Below are 19,971 nucleotides of genomic sequence, written 5' to 3' on the forward strand. Positions count from 1 at the left end.
GGCAGTTCCCGCCCGCATCGCGACCGGCGCTGTTCAGCGTTCCAGCAGGGCGAGGCATTCGACGTGGTGGGTGGCGGGGAAGGCATCGAAGGCGCGCAGGTCGGCGAGCTGGTAGCCCGCTGCCTGGTAGAGGCCGAGATCGCGGGCGAAAGACGCCGGGTCGCAACCGACATGGATGATGCGGACCGGGCCGCTGGTGGTCACCGCGGTGACGACTTCCTTGCCCGCGCCCGCGCGCGGCGGATCCAGCACAACCACATCCGGAGCGGCACTGCTGGCGTGTTCGGCCAGCCAGTGCTCGACGCGCTGGGCACGCAGGTCCAGCCACGGCAGATCCCGCAGGACCGCGGCGCCGTCGGCCACCGCGGACCGCGCCGATTCCACCGCGAGTACCGAGCCGGTCGGACCGACCTGGTCGGCGAGCCGGGCCGCGAACACCCCGACGCCGCTGTACAGATCCCACGCCCGCTCCCCGTGACCGAGTCCGGCCCACCCCGCGACCAGATCCGAATAGCATTGCGCCGCACCGCGATGCGCCTGCCAGAATCCGGTCGCTGACAGCTCCCACCGTCGCCCGGCCACATACTCGACCGTCCGCCCGCTACCCCCGAGCACCCACTCGTCCCGCGCCGCATGCGCCGCCGCACGCCGCGCAGACGCCCGCCGCCGATCCCCCTCGTGCTCCGCCGATCCGAGCTGATCGGCCCCGTGATCGCCGATCCCGCGCGCCCGACCGTGACCGCCGCTCCAATCGTCACCGTGATCCCACTCGCGGCCGTGTGACGGCCTTTCCCCACGATGATCCCGACCTGCCCCGCCGCGATCATCACCCCGGGACCGATCATGTCCGCCGTCTCGATCATCGATGCCGCGCCACTGCGGGTCACCGCTGCGATCGCCGCGACCACGACGCCCGTCCCGGCCCCGGCCCGCACCACGACGCCCGCCACGGTGGTCCCGATCGGCAGCACCACGCCGGTTCCCGCCACGCCCACCGCGCACCGCGGGTCGTTCACCCCCCCGCTCTGCACGACCGGCCGGGGCCGACGGGGCCAGCTCGACGATATGCCGCATCCCATCGCCGTCCACCGCGATCACCAGATCCGCACCGGGCGTCCACAATCGATCGCCGATACCGTCCATCGCACCCGAAACAGGTTGCGGGCAGCGCAGATCGGTGATCACCTCGGTGCTGCGATAGCCGTGCACGCCAGCTCGGCCGTTGGCGTCGACCGCCAACCGGACCCGGGTGCGCCAGCCGCCGGTGGTATCGGCGGGATATCCAGCGATCGGCTGCACGGTGATATCGCGGTCGATTCCGGCGATGCGGCGCAACTGTTCGGCGACCACCGCCGCCTTCAGTGCGCGCTGAGCCGCCGGGGTGGCGAAGGAGAAATCGCAACAGCCCGCGCCGCCGGGACCAGAGACCGGGCAGGTGGCCGGAATGCGGTCCGGGGATGGCTCCAGGATCTCGATCGCATCGGCCCGGCAGAACGAACCGCCGCGGTCCTCGGTGACCCGCACCCGAACCAGTTCATCGGGCAGCCCGTGCCGGACGAAGACGACCCGGCCCTCATGCCGGGCGACGCAGAATCCGCCGTGCCCGGGCGGCCCGAGCCGTACCTCGAAAGTCGTTCCGCGCCAGTCGGTCACCCTCGGTCCCCGTACCCACGTCGCACCGCGCCCGGTGCGTTCACCACACCCGCCTGCCTGGCCTTCGCGGACGAGGTCAGCTGCCACGGCACGCTCGTCACCATCACACCGGGCTCGAAGAGCAGCCTGCCCTTGAGCCGCAGGGCGCTCTGGTTGTGCAGGATCTGCTCCCACCAATGTCCGACCACGTACTCCGGAATGAATACGGTCACCACATCGCGCGGCGAATCCCGGCGCACCCGCTTGACGTAATCCAGTACCGGCTTGGTGATTTCGCGATAGGGCGATTCGATCACCTTGAGCGGAACGGTGATATCGCTGCGTTCCCACTCCCGCACCAGCACCCTGGTGTCGGGCTCGTCGACGTTCACCGTCACCGCCTCCAAGGTGTCCGGACGAGTGGCGCGGGCATAGGCCAGCGCCCGACGCGTCGGCAGATGCAGTTTGGACACCAGCACGATCGAATGTGAGCGGCTCGGGAGCACTCCGTCCCACTCGTGCTCGTCGAGCTCACGGGACACCGAATCGTAGTGCCGACGAATGAGTTTCATCACGACGAAGATGGCCACCATGGTGCAGATCGCGATCCAGGCACCGGCGAAGAACTTGGTGATGAGCACGATGACCAGCACCGTCCCGGTGGCGCTGAGCCCGATCGCGTTGATCACCCGCGAACGCATCATTCTGGCCCGCTGCGCGGGGTCGGTTTCGGTGCGCAGCAACCGGGTCCAGTGCCGCAGCATGCCGGTCTGGCTGAGCACGAACGAGACGAAGACACCGACGATGTAGAGCTGGATGAGCTTGGTCACTTCGGCCCCGAACACCACCACGAACGCGACGGCCGCACCGGACAGGAACAGGATGCCGTTGCTGAACGCCAGCCGGTCGCCACGGGTGTGCAACTGCCGGGGCAGGTACCGGTCCTGCGCCAGAATCGAGCCCAACACCGGGAATCCGTTGAACGCGGTATTCGCCGCGAGCACCAGGATCAGCGCGGTCACGGTGGTGATGAAGTAGAACCCGATCGGGAATCCGTGGAATACGGTCTCGGCCAACTGCGCGATCAGCGTCTTCTGGTGGTAGTCCGCGGGCGCACCGACCAGGTCGGATTCATTGTGCGCGTACACGATCCCGATCTTCTGGGCCAGGATGATGATGCCCATCAACAGTGCGATCGCGATGCTGCCGAGCATCAGTAGGGTGGTCGCGGCATTGCGCGACTTGGGCTTCCGGAATGCGGGCACACCATTGCTGATCGCCTCGACACCGGTCAGCGCGGCACAGCCGGAGGAGAACGCCCGCGCGATCAGGAAGGTGAACGCCAGCCCGTAGAGGTGCTCGTCCTCGGCATTGAGCTGGAAGCCCGCCGATTCGGCGCGCAGATCGTCACCGAAGACGAAGATGCGCAATAGCCCCCATCCGAGCATCGCGAACATGCCGAAGATGAAGGCATAGGTCGGAATCGCGAAGGCGACACCGGATTCCCGGATGCCGCGCAGATTGATCGATGTCAGCACGACAATGGCGACGACGGCGAACAGCACCTTGTGCGTGGCAACGAACGGAATCGCGGACCCGATATTCGACGCCGCCGAGGAGATCGACACCGCCACCGTGAGCACATAGTCCACCAGCAGCGCACTGCCGACGGTGAGCCCGGCATTGGGCCCAAGATTCGTGGTGGCCACCTCGTAGTCACCGCCACCGGAGGGGTAGGCGTGCACGTTCTGCCGGTAGCTGGCGACCACCACCGCCATCACGAATGCGACGGCCAGACCGACCCAGGGCGTGTACACGTAGGCCGAGATACCGGCCGCTGAAAGGACGAGAAAGATTTCTTCCGGCGCGTACGCCACGGAGGACATCGCGTCGGAGGCGAACACAGGGAGCGCGATCCGCTTCGGCAGCAGGGTGTGGCCCAGCGCATCGCTACGGAAAGGCCTGCCCAGCAGCACACGTTTGGCTGCCGTCGTCAACTTGGACACTGGAGCGAGCATAGATCCCCGCAGGGTGGAGCGCTTCCCCGGCTGGCAGGGGCCGTATGTTTGGTCGGCGCAAGTAAGGGAAATTGGGGCTTGGGAACATCTGACGGGTACGGTTCCATGCCGGAGATAGCAAACCGAACGCCCCGCAGTGCGAGCTCATGGCCCGGAGGAGGAAGCTTGCATAAGCATGGAGGTCCTCCGAGTGCCGCCAATTGAACACGGTTCCAGGAACGAGGTTGCACGGTGTACGTAGTGATCATGGGTTGCGGACGAGTCGGCTCATCGCTGGCACGCGCCCTGGTCCGGGTCGGCCATGAGGTCACCGTGATCGACCGGGACCAAAGCGCCTTCCTGCGCCTCGGCGAGGACTTCCCCGGTGAGCGGGTGATCGGGGTCGGCTTCGACCGGGATGTGCTGACCCGCGCCGGAATCGAGCGGGCCGACGCCTTCGCCGCGGTCTCCTCCGGCGACAACTCCAACATCATCTCCGCGCGGGTGGCCCGCGAAATGTTCGGCGTGCAGCGCGTGGTCGCGCGCATCTACGACGCCAAACGCGCCGCCGTCTACGAGCGTCTCGGCATCCCGACCATCGCCACCGTGCCCTGGACCACCGACCGCTTCCTGACCACCCTGATCGGCGACGGCGGCACCACCACCTGGCGCGATCCGACGGGCACCGTCGCGGTGGCCCAGCTGATCCTGCACGAGGACTGGTACGGCCGTACCGTGCGCGATCTGGAGCAGAACACTGGCGCCAGGGTCGCGTTCATCATCCGGTTCGGCCAGGGCCTGCTGCCCGAGAGCAAGACCGTGGTCCAAGCCGACGACATCGTCTATGTCGCCGCGACCTCCGGCTCTGTCGGCGAGGCCGTCGCCTTGGCCGGTAAGCCCCCAGCAAGCGAGGACTGAACATGAAAGTGGCCATCGCCGGAGCCGGTGCCGTAGGCCGCTCGATAGCCAGGGAGCTATTGCGCGGCGGCCATCGGGTGATGCTGCTCGAGCGTCAGCTCGACCATATCGACCCCGCCGCCATCCCGGATGCCGTCTGGGTGCATGCCGACGCGTGCGAGCTCGCGCTGCTCGAGGATGCCGAATTGGAGACCTACGAGGTCGTCATCGCCGCCACCGGTGACGACAAGGTGAATCTGGTGCACAGCCTGCTGGCCAAGACCGAATTCGGGGTGCGACGGGTGGTGGCCAGGGTCAACGATCCGCGCAATGAATGGCTCTTCGACGCGGCCTGGGGCGTCGATGTCGCGGTGTCGACACCGCGGCTACTCGCCTCGCTGGTCGAGGAAGCGGTTTCGGTCGGTGATCTGGTGCGACTGATGACACTGCGACAGGGTCAGGCGAATCTGGTCGAGATCACCCTGCCCAGCGATACCGCCCTGGCGGGCAAGCCGGTCCGCACGCTCACCCTGCCGCGCGACGCCGCCCTGGTGACGATTCTGCGCGGCGGCCGGGTGATCGTGCCGCAGCCCGACGACCCCTTCGAGGGCGACGACGAACTGTTGTTCGTGACATCAGTGGAGGCCGAGGAAGACCTGCGGGTGGCGCTGGCCACGCACGGCATCAAACCCTGACTCCCCGACAAGGCTGATCCGGGTCAGCGCCGGCTGCCTCAAGCCGCGGCCTGCAGCTCGGCCCGCAGCTTGTTCAGCGCGCGATGCTGCATCACCCGAACCACACCCGGACTGGTGCCGATGGCCTCTGCGGTCTGTGCCGCGGTCCAGCCGAGCACGATCCGCATCACCAGCACCTCACGATGCGCTGGCGCGAGGATCTTCATCAATTCCCTGGTGGCGGCGCTACGTTCGGACGCGATCGCCCACTCCTCCGGGCCGGCCGCGGTCGATGCCATATCCGGCACCTCATCGACCGGATACATCGGATGCAGCTGTGCGCGCCGGAACGCGTCTGCCACCTTATTGGCCGCGATCCCGTAGACGAAGGCCAGGAACGACTTGCCCTGATCCCGGTAGCGTGGAACGGCGTTGACGGTGGCCAGCAGGATCTCCTGCACCACATCGTCGGCCGTAACGTGCAGATGCGCGGTATTGCCCAGGCGCGCACCGCAATACCGGCGCACCAGCGGATGCACCAGCCGGATGATCTCGGCGACGGCCGCGCGGTCGCCGGCGGCCGCCGGGCCGATCAACGTATCGAGTTCGGCCGATATCCGACGGCTCTCCGACAGCGCCGGGTTGTGGTGGGCTTGCTTCTTGGACAGTGCCGCAATGTTGTGCTCGGTAGCCAACTTCCGAGTCCTTCCTCGCCGATCGTGCTGTTTTTGCTTGCACTGATCGTCTGATGAACTCGGTCGCCCAACCAGGCACCCCAGGGTGGGTACTCCCCCACCTCCGGCGGCGATTTGTTAACACCCCCGACGACGTCGGGGCGAGCGTTTCTAGGCCGATTCGGCCGAGGTTCCGCGGTGGACCGGCAGGTGTCCGGCACGTCGCACCGCCCACACGGTGACGGCCAGCGCGACCGCGGTCAGCGGCCAGCCCATCGCGATGCGTGCGAAGGCGAGCCAGCCGGTGCGATCGGTGTCATAGAGCTGCGACTGCACCAGGTAGCGCGCGCCGAATACGAACACCCAGGTGCTGGTCGCGAGGTCGTAGAGGCGGACAATGCGCCGATCGGACCGCCATTCGGAGCCGTGGCCGTTGAGCACGCCCCAGATCACGCCGACCAGCGGCCAGCGCACCAACATCGACACCAGGAACACCGCCGCATACACCAGGCTGGTGTAGATGCCGAACAGGAAGAAGCCCTTCGCCTCGCCCATCCGGTAGGCGATGAACGCACAGATGCCGACCCCGAGGAAGCCGGAAATCGCGGGCTGGATCGGACTGCGCCGAATCAGACGCCACACCAGAATCGCGGCGGCAACGCCGAGCGCCGACCAGATTGCCGCGGTGAGCCCGGCAAAGGTATTGACGGGCACGAAGACGAGCACCGGCAGGGTCGAATAGATCAGCCCGCTGAAACCACCCAACTGCTCGAGCAGGGTCTGTTCGGCCTCTTCGATCTCGGCATCGGTTTCGGCGTCGACGGGGCGATCGACCGCCTCGGACGGGTCGATCGACTTACGCCCTCCGGTCTGGCCTGCGGCACGGATCTCGGCGGCGTTCTCGTTGCTCGATGGCATACGTCAGCTGTTCTCACGCAATTCGTAGTAGGGGTTGTAGATCACCTTACGGCCATCACGGTCACCGACCCGACCGCGTACGAGAATCTTACGGCCCGGTTCGATACCCGGGATGCGCCGACGACCGATCCACACCAGGCTGATGGCATCGGTGCCGTCGAAGAATTCTGCCTGAACACTGGCGCCGACGGACTTCGGACACGCTTCGACACTGCGTAGTCGTCCGAGCATCGTGGCCTCTTCACCGCGACGGCATTCCGAGGCCCGGCACGCACCCGACGCGTCGGCCGATTCGGCGAGTTCCTCGGCGTCCAACTGATCGATGTCCTCGGTCAGCCTGCGGCCCAGACGGCGAAAATAACCTGAGGCGGCGGATGACATGTGGTGCTCTCCTGCGTGGAGCAAGACGACGTGGTTTACACGCCATCGTGGTTGTTCCGGTAACGACCGGCTGTAGGCCGTATACCCGCCACTGTAGATGGGCAACCCTTCCCCCGCTACGCTCGGACCGGTGTTCGACTCCCCACATTTCGCGCCGGATCACCGCGGCCGCGCCCCGATCGCCGTGGCGTTGCCGGGCACCGGATCGGATGCCGACTTCGCACGCCGCGCCTTCGGACCCGCCTGTGCGGCACGCGGAATCGAATGCATCGCCGTTGAACCCGATCCGTGCGCGGTGGTTGCCAGTTACCGGGCCGCGCTCGACGCGGCCGCCCTGCGCGGTCCCGTACTGGCCGCTGGAATCTCCCTGGGGGCGGCGATCGCGCTGGAGTGGGCTGGTGAGCACCCCGGCGCAGCAATCGGCGTAGTGGCGGCGCTACCGGGCTGGACCGGACCGGATACCGCGGCCTGCCCGGCTACGCTGAGCGCCGCGGCCACCGCCGCCCAGCTGCGCGTGGACGGTCTCGACTCGGTCGTCGAACGGATGCGCGCGAGCAGCCCGCGCTGGCTCGCCGACGCGCTCACCCAATCCTGGCGCTCGCAATGGCCGCTGCTGCCCGACGCCTTGCAGGAGGCGGCGGACTACAAGTGGCCCGGCACCGAACGGCTCGGCACCATCGAGGTGCCGGTCGCGGTCGTCACGGCGATCGACGATCCGGTGCACCCGCTGGCGGTCGCCGAGGAATGGGCCGAGCTGATCCCACGCTCCGAACTGATCCGGATCACCCTCGACGAGCTCGGCGCGGACCCCGCGATTCTCGGACACAGCGGGATCGCCGCATTCGCTTGACGACCCCGGGTGCTCATGCGAAGGCACGAAGCCCCAGCGTTCGGCTGGGGCGACGAATTGCGTTCGGGCGTAGGCTAATTCAGCCCGAGCTGCTGCATGGCGGAACCGTCCGCGCCGCGCCGGGGTTCATTCGGCATGCGCGGCGGGATCACCGCCTGCGGCCCGGCCTGGGCGACAGCCTGCTGTGCGGCGATTGCCTGCTGTTGGGCCTCCACCTGCGCCTGATGCGCGGCGGCCAACTGCTCGGCCAGCTCCGGCGGCAGCACAACGGCCAGCGGCTCGCGCACCGGCATCGGTTCGTCGCCGCGTCGGATCACGGTCTCGCTCAAGATGGCTCGTGCGGCCCGCACCAGTGGTCCACCGTCATCTGCGGCGCCCTGCGGACCCGCCGCCACCAGACGCACCATCCACCGCGGCCCGTCCACCCCGATGAAGCGCAGATCCGCACCTTCTGTGATGGCGAGCAGTTCCCGGCCCCACGGTCCGGTCTCCACCGCGACCCGGGCGCCGTCCTTGCGTAGGGATTCGGCGAGATCGGCTGCCACCGAACGCCATTGGCCCGCCGACTTGGGTGCGGCATACGCCGCGACAGTGATCCGGCCGTGTTCGGTCGCCAGGTGCACCGCCTGTGGGGTGCCGTCCGGGGTCATCTCGACCTGTAGCTGACCACCCGGCGGGACCGGCAGTATCACCGAACCGAGATCCAGGCGCTGATCGGCCACATCCTCCAGCAGTTCGGCGACTTCGCTGTAGTCGTACGGGCCGGACTTGGGCATATCCGCGTCGGCGGTGTCGTACTCGGATTCGTCGTACTCGTCGTCGTCGGATTCGTCATAGCCGGGCTCGTCGTCGTAGTTCGCGACGGCGTATTCGGCTGGGACGACCGGATTCTCATCGGTGATCGGATCGATGATCGGGTTCTCGTCGGTGATCGCATCATCGTCGTAGCCCGCGTGTCCGTAGCCGGCGTATTCGGCGTCGTAATCCCCCGGGTAGTCACCCGGATATTCGTCGTCGTACTGATCGTCGGCGAACTGTTCACGTCCGCCGGACTTGCGTCTCTTTCCGAACATTCCCGTCATGCCTCCTTGCCGAGGGCGCCCGCGCCGTCGGCCGCCGCGGCCAGACTCGCGTGGCCACCGCTCGACCCGTAACCGCCCGCACCCCGCGTGGTGTCGTCGAGTCCGTCGACCTCCACGAAATCGACCAGCTCGACCCGCTGAACCAGCAACTGCGCGATCCGATCGCCCCGGCGCAGCTCGATCGGGGTGCGCGGATCATGGTTGATCAGGCACACCTTGATTTCACCCCGATACCCCGCATCCACCGTGCCGGGGGTATTCACCACGGACAGACCGGTTTTCGCGGCCAGACCGGAACGCGGATGGATCAGGCCGACCGTGCCGACCGGCAGCGCGACGGCGACACCGGTGCCGACCAATGCCCGCTCCCCCGGCTCGATGATGACGTCCTCTGTGGTGCACAGGTCCACGCCCGCGTCTCCGTCGTGGGCACGCGTGGGCATGGGAATGCCGGGATCAAGCCGCAGCAAGGGTATAGGTGAAAGTGCGCTCACGTTGACCGAGCCTACGCGTACGCCCTCGACCTCAGTGAATTAGTGTTGAGTCGTGTCGGACCAGCCCAACCCAGTGACTATGGACGAACAACAGACCGGCTTCGAGCCCTACCGCGAGCGCCTGTGGGTACCACTGTGGTGGTGGCCGGTCGCGTTCGCGATCACCGCCTTGTTGGCCGCCGAAATCCATATGGGCGCACCGGGTCTACGCGCATGGCTGCCCTACGCACTGTTGTTCCCGGTGCCGGTGTGGGTACTGGTGTGGCTGAGCCGCCATCGGGTCGAGGTGGCCCAGGATGCCTCCGGCGTCCGCGAACTTCGCGCCGATCGGGCGCATCTGCCGGTGAACTTCGTGGCCAAGGCGGCCACCGTGGCTCCCACCGCCAAGAGTGCGGCGCTGGGCCGCCAGCTCGACCCGGCCGCTTATGTTCAACATCGGCCATGGGTGGGGCCGATGGTGTTGCTGGTACTGGATGACCCGGACGATCCGACACCGTACTGGCTGGTCAGTACGCGACGGCCCGACCGGGTCCTGGCCGCGCTTGGCATACCTGGCTGAAAGCCGGGCGTGCCGAGCGCGGACTCTGTGTATTGATCTCGGGCTGGAGATCAGATCTCGCGCCGGGATCAGGCTGCGCAGTCCATGCAGATCATCTGGCCGCCACTCTCGCTGGCCAGCCTGCTCCGGTGATGGACCAGGAAACAGCTGGAACAGGTGAACTCGTCCGCCTGCTTCGGGATGACCCGAACCGTCAGCACTTCCTCGGACAGGTCCGCGCCGGGAAGCTCGAACGACTCCGCGGTATCGGATTCGTCGATATCCACGACGGCGGACTGTGCCTCGTTGCGACGAGCCTTCAGCTCCTCCAGCGAATCCTCCGACACCTCGTCGGATTCTGTGCGCCTCGGTGCGTCATAGTCGGTTGCCATGTCGTCTTCCCCTCGTCCTTACTCCGTGTATCCCGGACCGGGCCGCTCATTCGATCCACTCGGAATCGGAATGACCAGCACCGCCCCGCCGGTGGTGCACGTCACACGTACACCGGTCCCCTATCAGGGCGGATCACGCGAACCCACCTTTGATAGCGCTCGGTAAACGCAGGACATGCCCTGCTTGTTCCCGCGACCGACCACCGATTTCTCGTCGGATGATTCGATCTGGGCCGCCAGACAATAGCGGACGACACGGCAAAAGTCGCAATCAAAACACAGACGATTCGAAACTGAGGGGTAATCGACACCAACCCTCGAACTCGCCGAGACCTTGCGCACCGCATTCACCCACCCCGGCCAGGCTCCGCACGGCCCGCCGTCGCCCAGTGGCCGCGACATTTTCGTAGAGTATGGCGGTGGTTTCACTCATCACCGAAGGCAGCGCAACGGATCGACAGGGTCAACCCTTCCTCCGGCGACGCAACCAGCCATGGTTGATCTTGATCGGCGTCCTACTCCTGATCTGCACGGTGGTGTGGGTCAAGGCCCTGACGACCGAGGACAGCAGCGGAGCCGCGATGGCATGCAACTCACCGAGCCCGGCCACCGACGCCAAGTCCCCGCAACCCGCTCCGCTGGGGCAGCGGGTCGGCCAGTCCCGACTGACCGACGTCGAACCGGCGGCGCTCGCCTCGTCCAAGGTCCGGGTGCTCAACGCGAACAACAAGAGCGGTCAGGCCTCCCACATCGCCTCCGCGCTCGGTGATCTCGGCTTCGCGAGCCCGCCGGGACAGCAGTTCGGTAACGATTCGGTATATGTCAACGGTGACCTCAATTGCACCGGCCAGATCCGCTTCGGCGTGAACGGCCGACCGGCCGCCGCATCGGTTCAGTTGGTCGCGCCGTGCGCGGAGTTGATCGAGGATCAGCGCACCGACGACACGGTCGACTTGGTGCTGGGTTCAGTATTCGGCGAGTCGCTGCGGCCCAGTCCGGATGCCGAGGAAGTCCTGAAATCGCTGAAGTATCCGGCGCCGGGCGCATCCACGTCCATCGATCCCAAACTGCTCTCCGCGGCGCGCACGGCCCGCTGCTGAGTCGGACGAGACCCACCTCCCCCGTCGCCCCGGTGTCGCTTCGGCCACCGGGGCGATCTGTATTTCGGCCGCGGATCAGGCGTCGGGGATGGCGATGGTCGCGCCGACCCGGTCGAGCAGCTCGATCAATTCGTCCGCGATGCCAGGCGCGGCGGCGACCACCAGCTCACCCGCCGAGCCGGGGCTGGTGGCCGCGGGCAGCCGCAGCACCGCACCCGACTCCGCGGCGATCAGCGCACCCGCGGCCCAATCCCACGCGTTGAGTCCGTGTTCGTAGTACGCGTCGACCCGGCCCTCGGCGACGAAGCACAGGTCGAGGGCGGCCGCGCCGAAGCGACGGATATCGCGGATATTCGGCAGGATCTCGGCGACCAGCGCGGCCTGACGGGCCCTGCGCTGTGTGCCGTAGGCGAATCCGGTAGACACCAGTGCCAACGCCGCCGAGCGCACCGGCGCGCACCGAAGATGGTCGACCGTACCGTCGGCGGCCACCCGGGTCGCACCGAGACCCGACGCGGCGCTGTAGGTCGCCGCGCGCGCGACATCCACCACCGCACCCGCGACGGGTTGTCCGGCACGCACCGCGGCCACTGAGATCGCGTAGCCGGGAATGCCGTACAGGAAGTTCACGGTGCCATCGATCGGGTCGACCACCCAGTGCACGGTGTCCGCGTCGGAATCGGCCAGACTCCCGCCGCCCTCCTCGCCGAGAATCGGGTCACCGGGGCGTGCCTCATCCAGCAGTCGCCGGATCAGGTCCTCGGTCTCGGTGTCCACGATCGTCACCGGATCGGTGGGGTGCCCCTTGGTCCGCACGGCCCCGTCGCTTGCACCGTCCGGGCCGAACACCTCCGGGCGGCGCGAACGCACATGCGCCGCGGCGGTTTCGGCGAGTCGGACCGCGATCCGGCGCAACTCGGACACATCCGCGGCACCCGCGGCAGTGGGTTGGGCGGTAACTGACACTCTGGTCTCCGACATGACCCCATGCCATCACAGATCCTCGCTGAACGGGAATCATGTAACGCCCATTACTCTTGTCGTGCACGACACAACGCCGTCGTCGGGCACACCCACCGCATGCACTCGGACCAGCGGCTGGGCCCCTGTACGGCGGCGCGATCAACACATCGGCCAGTACAGGGAGCGAGGGAACGTCATGTCCGCTCGGGGGCACGCATTCGGTATCGATATCGGTGGCAGCGGGGTCAAAGGCGCCGCGGTGGATCTGACCACCGGTGAGCTGGTCCACAAGCGGATCAAGATCGCGACACCGCAGCCCTCGACACCGCAGGCGGTCACCGACGCGGTCACCGAACTGGTCGCCCAGGCCGGGTGGGAAGGTCCGGTCGGCATCACGCTGCCCTCGGTCGTACTCGAAGGTGTCGCGCAAACCGCCGCCAATATCGACAAGGCGTGGATCGGCACCGACGCGCGCACCCTGTTCTCCGAAGCGCTGGGCGGCCGCGCGGTCACCGTGCTCAACGACGCGGACGCGGCCGGACTCGCCGAGGACCGCTATGGCGCGGCAAAGGAATTCGACGGCCTGGTGGTGCTGCTGACCTTCGGCACCGGCATCGGCTCGGCGCTGTTGTTCCAGGGCACGCTGGTGCCCAATTCCGAGCTCGGCCATCTCGAGATCGGCGGCATGGAGTCCGAACACCGCGCCGCGGCCTCGGTCAAGGACCGCGATGGCCTGAGCTTTGCCCAGTGGGCCGCCGAAGTCAGCATTGTGCTGAGCGGACTGGAGAAACTTTTCTGGCCGAAGGTCTTCGTCGCCGGTGGCGGCATCAGCCGGGACGCCGAGCAGTGGATCCCGTTGCTCACCAACCGAACCCAGGTGATCCCCGCCCATCTGGAGAACACCGCGGGCATCGTCGGCGCAGCGATGGCCATCGACGCGGGCATCGCGCCGTGAGCGAACCGTTACCAAGATCGGCGGATCCGGGAGGCGCGCGGACAGTACGGCATTAGCCGTTGCTGGGATCGTGCCGTAGGTACCCTGGTTCGATCGTTACAATGGAACGTACTCCGGCCGCGAGCCGGAAACCCCAGACCCGGCGCTCAGCCGGTGAAACCCGACAGACCGCTCCGCCGGAACACCACTCTGGCGTGACGCCGCACGAGACCGTCACGAAAGGGCGTACGTGGTAGCCACGACCCGTCAGACCGCCGAATCGGCCGATGCCGACTCCGCAGATGTAACCGAAGCACGGCCGGTCCGCAAGGCTGCCGCTAAGAAGGCTCCGGCCAAGAAGGCCGCCGCCAAGAAGGCTCCGGCCAAGAAGGCCGCCGCGAAGGCGACGAAGGGCCCCGCCAAGAAGGCGGCACCGAAGAAGGCCGGACCCGACGGCGAGCCGGGCGGCGACGAGAACCTCGAGGCCGAGGATCTGGACCTGGAGGATCTCGGCGATCTCGAGGTGTCCGAGGACGACCTCACCGACGACGCCGAGGATCTGGTCGAGGAAGCCGCCGAGGAAGTCGAAGAGGGCGAGACCGACGAGCCGACCGCCGCGGACAAGGCCTCCGGCGACTTCGTCTGGGACGAGGAGGAATCCGAGGCGCTGCGCCAGGCCCGCAAGGACGCCGAGCTCACCGCATCGGCCGACTCGGTGCGTGCCTACCTCAAGCAGATCGGCAAGGTCGCGCTGCTCAACGCCGAAGAGGAGGTCGAACTCGCCAAGCGGATCGAGGCCGGGCTCTACGCGGCGGAGAAGGTGCGCGAATTCGCCGAACAGGGTGAGAAGCTGCCGGTCGCGATGCGGCGCGACTACACCTGGATCGTGCGCGACGGCAACCGCGCCAAGAACCATCTGCTCGAAGCCAACCTGCGCCTGGTGGTCTCGCTGGCCAAGCGCTACACCGGCCGCGGCATGGCGTTCCTGGATCTGATCCAGGAGGGCAACCTCGGTCTGATCCGCGCGGTCGAGAAGTTCGACTACACCAAGGGCTACAAGTTCTCCACGTACGCCACCTGGTGGATCCGGCAGGCCATCACCCGCGCCATGGCCGACCAGGCCCGCACCATCCGCATCCCGGTGCATATGGTCGAGGTCATCAACAAGCTCGGCCGCATCCAGCGCGAGCTGCTCCAGGACCTCGGCCGCGAGCCGACCCCGGAGGAGTTGGCCAAGGAAATGGACATCACGCCGGAGAAGGTCCTCGAGATCCAGCAGTACGCGCGTGAGCCGATTTCGCTCGATCAGACCATCGGCGATGAGGGCGACAGCCAGCTCGGCGACTTCATCGAGGACTCCGAGGCCGTTGTCGCGGTGGACGCGGTGAGCTTCACGCTGCTGCAGGACCAGCTGCAGTCGGTGCTGGAGACGCTGTCCGAGCGCGAGGCGGGCGTGGTCCGGCTGCGCTTCGGCCTGACCGACGGCCAGCCGCGCACCCTCGACGAGATCGGCCAGGTGTACGGGGTCACCCGTGAGCGCATCCGGCAGATCGAGTCGAAGACCATGAGCAAGCTGCGCCATCCGAGCCGCTCCCAGGTGCTGCGCGACTATCTCGACTAGAAAGCAACCCGAATCGGGCCGCCGAGCTTCTGCTCGGCGGCCCGATCTCGTATCCGGACCCGCAATGCGCTACCGATCCCAAATGGTCGCAACAGAATTCGGCATCCTGCCGATCATCCGCCGCCTGTCGGTGCTACTTCGGTCGGACTCGAGGGCCCACACTGAGCGGTCCTGATAGTCAGCGGCCACTACCAGTGTGGGCGCGGCAACTCTGTCCGCACTCTCTTCGCCTGCGGCCCCGCTATCTGCGAATCCAAGTGTGCTCGTTGACAATTTCGACGGCATTAGTTCGAACTGGTTCTGCGACAGCACTTTTCGGCATACTTCTGAGCAATCGGCCAGCCACGTGGCGGCAATCGCAATAGCGTCCGGCCGGCTAACCAATTCATGTTTCAATCAAACCAGAAAGTGACCGAAAGCACTTCTGGCGAAACGGATTTCGACACCCAAACGGCCGTCAGCTGTCGTATCGTCTGACCCGCCGTTGTTTCGATCGCCGAATATTCCACATTCGGCAGTGGGGGCGTTGCGTGCTCGATATCTACCATTTCAGTTACGGTCTACTGACCCCGCTTCTGGCCTACACCATGTCGGTGACCGGATGCCTGCTCGGACTGCAGTGCGCAGCCCGCGCCCGTACCGGCAAGGACCGGGTCGGCTGGCTGCTCGGCGCGGCCATCGCGATCGGCGGTACCGGCATCTGGGTCATGCATTTCATTGCGATGCTGGGGTTTTCGATCCGGGGCACCGAGATTCGATACGACATTCCGCTGACCCTGCTCAGTGCGATCACCGCGATCGCGGTGGTCGGGATCGGTCTGTTCATCGTGATCAAGCCCGAGCCGACACTGCTCGGGCTGCTGACCGGAGGTACGGTGACCGGGATCGGCGTCGGGGCCATGCATTACGCGGGCATGTACGCGATGAAGTCGAATGCGATGATCACCTACGACGCGCAGCGGGTGGCACTGTCGATGGTGATCGCCGTGGTCGCGTCGATCGTGGCGTTCTGGTTCACATTGCGCGTCAAGGGATTTCTCTCCACCGTCGGCGCCGCATTGATCATGGGCATTGCCGTCACCGGCATGCACTACACGGGGATGTCGGCGATGCACGCGCACGCCGGGCACGGCGGTAGCCCCGAGGGCACGGAAGCCATGCAGCTGATCGGGCCGCTGATCGTCACGATCAGTGTGGTGACCATGCTGCTGCTCATCAGCGTCAGCCTGACCGAGATCGAGCGCAATATCGAACTGCCGCCACTGCGTCTCGCACCGCGTTCCAGGCCGGATCAGCTGCCGCCGCTACCGCCGGTCGAGCCGGAAATCCTGCCGCCCGCGACCGCGTACTGGCCGACGCGGACCGAGGCGCCGCACCACTGAGCCGTGCCCGGCGATAGACGCTCAGTCCCGGGTCGGCCAGTATCGCGCCGGACGCGCTCCGCCGGCCCCGTCGTAGGCCGGATCGTCCACATCGGTGATGCCGATGTGCAACAGCAGCATCATGGTCACCATCCCGACGCCGACCGTCAGCGGAGTCAGCAGCTGGGCCGCGCCCGCACCGGCGGGTGGATGCAGGTGCTGGCCGTTCTGGACATGCATCGCGAACATGCCCGTGTAGTGCATGCCGCAGACCGCGACACCCATCACCAGTGCCGCCCCGATGGTGGCGATGGTGCCGCGCACATGCAGCGCGAACCATAGCGCCGCAGTCGCGGCGATCACCGCGATCACCATCGATAGGCTCACGATCCGCCCGTCGTATTCGATCACCGCATCCGATTTCATCGCATACATACCGGAGTAGTGCATGGCGCCGACGCCGATACCGGTGATCGCACCACCGATGTAGAGGGCCAGCGGCTCCAATCCCGGCCGCTGTGCGACCCATAGCCCGATCCACACCACCACGATCGCGATTACCGCGCTGAGCAGGGTGATCGGCACGTCGTAGCGGATCGACGCGCCGTGGATCGAAAAGCCCAGCATGGCAATGAAATGCATGACCCAGATACCGGTGCCGCCGATCGCAACGGCCGCGGCAACAAGCCATCCGGCGTGGCCGTTGCCGGCTCGCGCGCGCACCACACAGCGCAGCCCCAGCAATGATCCGGTGAATGACATCAGATAGGCGATCACGGGCGTTAGCCACCCATGGCTGAAGTGGTCGATTTGCAGCACGCGACCTCCCTCGATGGACGGACTTCGGCCATCACCGCGACAGCGCGAACCCGCCCACTTGTGCAGAACTAGCAGGTAGGCGATTTACAGTACTACCGTCCGCTAAATTTGTCGTGGGATGAATCCAACCAGCGGGATCGCGCGGCCGATCCGATGACAACTGCTCGTCACCCGTCCATATCAACCGGTCCCATGCCGCCGGATCCTGCCGACCACACCACCTGGCAATCGATCAGCACCGATATCGCTGGGGCACAACGGATCTCACGGATCCGATATTCGACAGCCGGCGTTCGCACTTTTACAAGATCGGTACCACGATTTCGGATACGCGTCCCGAGTCCCCGTTGCGGCCCAGCGCCACCGAGCGCGATGGGATGCACTCGCCAATCGAACTCGACCCCCGCTGAGTTTCCGACCGACGAATCGTCGCATTTGCTGCGCGCGGCTATCCACCAACCATTTGGTCGGACGACCAATTCTTTGGCGCCGCTGACGCCCGGGGGTGCATCAACACCGGGTCCGACCGACCAGGTCAGGTGAGTCAGAACACAGACTTGGCGGGTCGGCGGACATGACGGCCCCGCGCCCGGCAGACTTGAGCATTGTGGTTGCCCCCACTTTGCACCGGATCCACTCGCCATGGACGCGAACCGTCGACCTGCGCGATGAACTCCGCGCGGTCTGGTCGTGGGTGCGTCGCCCCGGGCTGGCGCGCCGACTGCTGCCCGAACTGCGCCAGCACCTAGCGGGCGCACCGGCCAGCACCGCGTATGCGTTCACCTTGTTCGTCACCTGGTGGACGCTGCGCGGAGTCGGCGATTCGGTGGAGCGCAGGCTGATCTTCTCGGCCTCGACCAACCTCTACAACATGCAGCACAACCCGATTCAGGTGCTGGTGGCCTCGGCGTTCTGGACCCAGGGCCAGTTTCCCTGGATCACCATCGCGGAGATCTTGGTGGTCATGGGCTTCGCCGAACGCTGGCTCGGCACCAGTCGCTGGATTCTGCTGTTCGCCACTGGGCACATCGGCGCGACGCTGCTCACCGTCACCGCGATCGACCACGCCATCGACCGCCACATCATCCCGGTGCGCGTGCAGTACGCCGCGGATGTCGGCACCAGTTACGGGTTCACGGCAGTTTTGGCCGCCATGGCCTTCCACTTCCGCGGTGCGGTCCGCGTGGTGTGGGCGGCGGTCATCATCATCGTCCTCGGCTCGGCGCTATTGATCGGTCCGACCTTCACCGACTACGGACATATGTGCGCGGCCCTGATCGGTTTGGCCGTCGGACTTGTCGCCTCGACCTTCTGGCGTCGCGTCGAACGCATGCGCGCCGCACGCGACGCCAGTTCCGCCGCGGCGAAACAGCGGCCGGCGACCGCGACGCATCCGCTTCCGACATCGGCCGACAATGTGACCAGCGCCGGGGCTACGTCCGTTGCGGCCCAGCCCCTATCCAGTACTGGCGGCCGGGCTGAGGCGGCGCTGCACCAGGCCGATGACCGGTTCGACAACGCGGGCCGCGATCGGGCCGAGCACCGCCATCAGTAGCACATAGGCCGAGGCGAGTCCGGCGAGTTCACCGGCGACCGCGCCCATCCCCACCGCCAAACCCGCGATGACGATGGAGAATTCACCGCGCGCGACCAGTGCGGCACCCGCTCGCGCCCGGCCCATCCGGCGGATGCCCTGTCGACTCGCCGCCCACCAGCCGGTCGCCACCTTGGTCACCATGGTGACCACCGCGAGCAGGATGGCCCAGCCCAGCACCGGCGGAATCGCACTCGGGTCGGTGCTGAGTCCGAAGGCCACGAAGAAAATGGCAGCGAACAGATCCCGGATCGGTTCCAGCAGCTTCGTCGCCTCGTGTGCGGTCGAGCCGGAGATCGCGATGCCGAGCAGGAACGCGCCCACCGCCGCCGAGACGTTCAGCGCCGAGGCCAGCCCGGCGACCAGCAGCGCGGCACCGAGCAGCTTCAACAGGAAGACCTCGCGGTCGGCACTGTCCACGATCGCCGAGACGTAGCGGCCGTAGCGCAATGCCACCACGAGCACGACGGTGACAGTGGCCAAGGCGAGTCCGAGTACGGTCAGTCCGCTCAGGAAACTCGTGCCCGCCAGGATCGCGGTGAGGATCGGCAGATACATCGCCATCGCCAGATCCTCGAAGACCAGAATCGACAGGATCACCGGTGTTTCCCGGTTGCCGAGGCGCCCGAGATCATTGAGCACCTTGGCGACGATGCCCGAGGACGAGATGTAGGTGACTCCGGCCAGCGTGATCGCTCCGGTCATCCCCCAGCCGAGTATCAGTGCGACCACCGCGCCGGGCGTCGCGTTGGCGACGATATCGACCAGACCCGCGGCCCATGAGCGGCGCAGTCCGGTCACCAGTTCGGCCGCGGTGTATTCCAGTCCGAGCAGCAACAACAGCAGCACTACGCCGATTTCGCCTGCGATATGGCCGAATTCGTTCGCGGCGCCGAGTTCGATGAATCCGCCCTGGCCGAAGGCCAGTCCGCCGAGCAGGTATAGCGGAATCGGGGACATGCCGAAGCGGGCCGCCACTCTTCCGAGCATGCCGAGGGCGAATAACACCGCCCCGAGCTCGATGAGGGCGAGCGCGGTTTCGTTCACGCT

General features: G+C 66.7%; 20 protein-coding genes. 9 read left to right on the top strand and 11 right to left on the bottom strand.

Annotated features, from left to right (window positions below; genetic code table 11):
- Nucleotides 1-33: 33 nt before the first annotated feature.
- Together ABZ293_RS08040 and ABZ293_RS08045 are read right to left on the bottom strand one after the other, a co-directional pair.
- A complete protein-coding gene (locus ABZ293_RS08040) occupies nt 34-1,653 on the bottom strand; it encodes a TRAM domain-containing protein (RefSeq protein WP_355178402.1) in 1,620 nt (539 codons plus the stop codon).
- Entirely contained in the window at nt 1,650-3,638 is a 1,989-nt protein-coding gene (locus tag ABZ293_RS08045; protein WP_355178404.1) for an APC family permease, read from the bottom strand. Before ABZ293_RS08045 ends, ABZ293_RS08040 begins: the two co-directional genes overlap by 4 nt.
- 243 nt (nt 3,639-3,881) lie before the next feature.
- Between ABZ293_RS08045 and ABZ293_RS08050 the strand changes: the two genes are divergently transcribed.
- Together ABZ293_RS08050 and ABZ293_RS08055 are read left to right on the top strand one after the other, a co-directional pair.
- On the top strand, nt 3,882-4,547 hold the full coding sequence (locus tag ABZ293_RS08050) for a TrkA family potassium uptake protein (protein ID WP_354950541.1): 666 nt from the start codon (nt 3,882-3,884) through the stop codon (nt 4,545-4,547).
- A 2-nt stretch (nt 4,548-4,549) separates the two neighbouring features.
- A complete protein-coding gene (locus ABZ293_RS08055; protein ID WP_354950539.1) occupies nt 4,550-5,221 on the top strand; it encodes a TrkA family potassium uptake protein in 672 nt (223 codons plus the stop codon).
- Between the two features lie 38 nt (nt 5,222-5,259).
- Here the strand turns inward: ABZ293_RS08055 and shbA are convergent, their stop codons facing one another.
- The 3 genes from shbA to ABZ293_RS08070 form a co-directional block, all read right to left on the bottom strand.
- Nucleotides 5,260-5,895, bottom strand: coding sequence for an RNA polymerase sigma factor ShbA (gene shbA / locus ABZ293_RS08060; protein ID WP_355178406.1), 636 nt, complete (start codon nt 5,893-5,895; stop codon nt 5,260-5,262).
- Between the two features lie 150 nt (nt 5,896-6,045).
- On the bottom strand, nt 6,046-6,792 hold the full coding sequence (locus tag ABZ293_RS08065) for a DUF3159 domain-containing protein (protein WP_355178408.1): 747 nt from the start codon (nt 6,790-6,792) through the stop codon (nt 6,046-6,048).
- Nucleotides 6,793-6,795: 3 nt separating this feature from the next.
- A complete protein-coding gene (locus tag ABZ293_RS08070; RefSeq protein WP_355178410.1) occupies nt 6,796-7,173 on the bottom strand; it encodes an OB-fold nucleic acid binding domain-containing protein in 378 nt (125 codons plus the stop codon).
- Nucleotides 7,174-7,303: 130 nt separating this feature from the next.
- Between ABZ293_RS08070 and ABZ293_RS08075 the strand changes: the two genes are divergently transcribed.
- Complete coding sequence (locus ABZ293_RS08075) at nt 7,304-8,023, top strand: alpha/beta hydrolase (protein ID WP_355178411.1); 720 nt, start codon at nt 7,304-7,306, stop codon at nt 8,021-8,023.
- Between the two features lie 74 nt (nt 8,024-8,097).
- Here ABZ293_RS08075 and ABZ293_RS08080 read toward each other — a convergent pair whose 3' ends face one another.
- Nucleotides 8,098-9,096, bottom strand: a complete 999-nt coding sequence (locus ABZ293_RS08080) for a DUF3710 domain-containing protein (RefSeq protein ID WP_355178413.1) — start codon at nt 9,094-9,096, stop codon at nt 8,098-8,100.
- A gap of 5 nt (nt 9,097-9,101) precedes the next feature.
- A complete protein-coding gene (gene dut, locus ABZ293_RS08085) occupies nt 9,102-9,599 on the bottom strand; it encodes a dUTP diphosphatase (RefSeq protein WP_355178415.1) in 498 nt (165 codons plus the stop codon).
- Nucleotides 9,600-9,678: 79 nt separating this feature from the next.
- On the opposite strand from dut, the gene ABZ293_RS08090 reads away from it, so the two are divergent.
- Nucleotides 9,679-10,158: a DUF3093 domain-containing protein gene (locus tag ABZ293_RS08090; protein ID WP_354950889.1), complete on the top strand. Its 480-nt coding sequence runs from the start codon at nt 9,679-9,681 to the stop codon at nt 10,156-10,158.
- A gap of 68 nt (nt 10,159-10,226) precedes the next feature.
- Here ABZ293_RS08090 and ABZ293_RS08095 read toward each other — a convergent pair whose 3' ends face one another.
- Nucleotides 10,227-10,529, bottom strand: coding sequence for a DUF4193 domain-containing protein (locus ABZ293_RS08095; protein WP_354950527.1), 303 nt, complete (start codon nt 10,527-10,529; stop codon nt 10,227-10,229).
- A 419-nt stretch (nt 10,530-10,948) separates the two neighbouring features.
- Between ABZ293_RS08095 and cei the strand changes: the two genes are divergently transcribed.
- Nucleotides 10,949-11,629, top strand: a complete 681-nt coding sequence (gene cei, locus ABZ293_RS08100) for an envelope integrity protein Cei (protein ID WP_354950525.1) — start codon at nt 10,949-10,951, stop codon at nt 11,627-11,629.
- A gap of 75 nt (nt 11,630-11,704) precedes the next feature.
- On the opposite strand, the gene ABZ293_RS08105 is transcribed toward cei, so the two are convergent.
- The gene (locus ABZ293_RS08105; RefSeq protein ID WP_355178417.1) at nt 11,705-12,610 is read right to left on the bottom strand and encodes an inositol monophosphatase family protein; all 906 of its coding nucleotides are present in this window, start codon (nt 12,608-12,610) and stop codon (nt 11,705-11,707) included.
- A 178-nt stretch (nt 12,611-12,788) separates the two neighbouring features.
- Between ABZ293_RS08105 and ppgK the strand changes: the two genes are divergently transcribed.
- From ppgK to ABZ293_RS08120, 3 genes are all read left to right on the top strand, one after another.
- The gene (gene ppgK / locus ABZ293_RS08110) at nt 12,789-13,547 is read left to right on the top strand and encodes a polyphosphate--glucose phosphotransferase (protein ID WP_355178419.1); all 759 of its coding nucleotides are present in this window, start codon (nt 12,789-12,791) and stop codon (nt 13,545-13,547) included.
- Nucleotides 13,548-13,776: 229 nt separating this feature from the next.
- Nucleotides 13,777-15,147 carry an RNA polymerase sigma factor gene (locus ABZ293_RS08115; RefSeq protein WP_355178421.1) on the top strand — a complete coding sequence of 457 codons (1,371 nt, stop codon included), beginning with the start codon at nt 13,777-13,779 and terminating at the stop codon, nt 15,145-15,147.
- Nucleotides 15,148-15,677: 530 nt separating this feature from the next.
- A complete protein-coding gene (locus ABZ293_RS08120) occupies nt 15,678-16,529 on the top strand; it encodes an MHYT domain-containing protein (protein WP_355178423.1) in 852 nt (283 codons plus the stop codon).
- A gap of 21 nt (nt 16,530-16,550) precedes the next feature.
- Here the strand turns inward: ABZ293_RS08120 and ABZ293_RS08125 are convergent, their stop codons facing one another.
- Nucleotides 16,551-17,327, bottom strand: a complete 777-nt coding sequence (locus ABZ293_RS08125; RefSeq protein ID WP_355178425.1) for an MHYT domain-containing protein — start codon at nt 17,325-17,327, stop codon at nt 16,551-16,553.
- 607 nt (nt 17,328-17,934) lie between these two features.
- Between ABZ293_RS08125 and ABZ293_RS08130 the strand changes: the two genes are divergently transcribed.
- Nucleotides 17,935-18,882: a rhomboid-like protein gene (locus ABZ293_RS08130; RefSeq protein ID WP_355178427.1), complete on the top strand. Its 948-nt coding sequence runs from the start codon at nt 17,935-17,937 to the stop codon at nt 18,880-18,882.
- Here ABZ293_RS08130 and ABZ293_RS08135 read toward each other — a convergent pair.
- Nucleotides 18,784-19,968 (bottom strand): cation:proton antiporter, encoded by a 1,185-nt coding sequence (locus tag ABZ293_RS08135; RefSeq protein WP_355178429.1) that lies wholly within the window; start codon nt 19,966-19,968, stop codon nt 18,784-18,786. The two genes, ABZ293_RS08130 and ABZ293_RS08135, sit on opposite strands and share 99 nt — an antisense overlap.
- Between the last annotated feature and the right edge of the window lie 3 nt (nt 19,969-19,971).

This window comes from Nocardia sp. NPDC005998, from assembly GCF_040614395.1.
Taxonomy (GTDB): domain Bacteria; phylum Actinomycetota; class Actinomycetes; order Mycobacteriales; family Mycobacteriaceae; genus Nocardia.

Bases quoted from the DNA above. Each gene is read 5' to 3' on its own strand.
- ABZ293_RS08055 (WP_354950539.1), top strand. From the start codon at position 4,550: ATGAAAGTGGCCATCGCCGGAGCCGGTGCCGTAGGCCGCTCGATAGCC.
- ABZ293_RS08065 (WP_355178408.1), bottom strand. From the start codon at position 6,792: ATGCCATCGAGCAACGAGAACGCCGCCGAGATCCGTGCCGCAGGCCAG.
- ABZ293_RS08070 (WP_355178410.1), bottom strand. From the start codon at position 7,173: ATGTCATCCGCCGCCTCAGGTTATTTTCGCCGTCTGGGCCGCAGGCTG.
- ABZ293_RS08080 (WP_355178413.1), bottom strand. From the start codon at position 9,096: ATGTTCGGAAAGAGACGCAAGTCCGGCGGACGTGAACAGTTCGCCGAC.
- ABZ293_RS08090 (WP_354950889.1), top strand. From the start codon at position 9,679: ATGGACGAACAACAGACCGGCTTCGAGCCCTACCGCGAGCGCCTGTGG.
- ABZ293_RS08095 (WP_354950527.1), bottom strand. From the start codon at position 10,529: ATGGCAACCGACTATGACGCACCGAGGCGCACAGAATCCGACGAGGTG.
- ABZ293_RS08105 (WP_355178417.1), bottom strand. From the start codon at position 12,610: ATGTCGGAGACCAGAGTGTCAGTTACCGCCCAACCCACTGCCGCGGGT.
- ppgK (WP_355178419.1), top strand. From the start codon at position 12,789: ATGTCCGCTCGGGGGCACGCATTCGGTATCGATATCGGTGGCAGCGGG.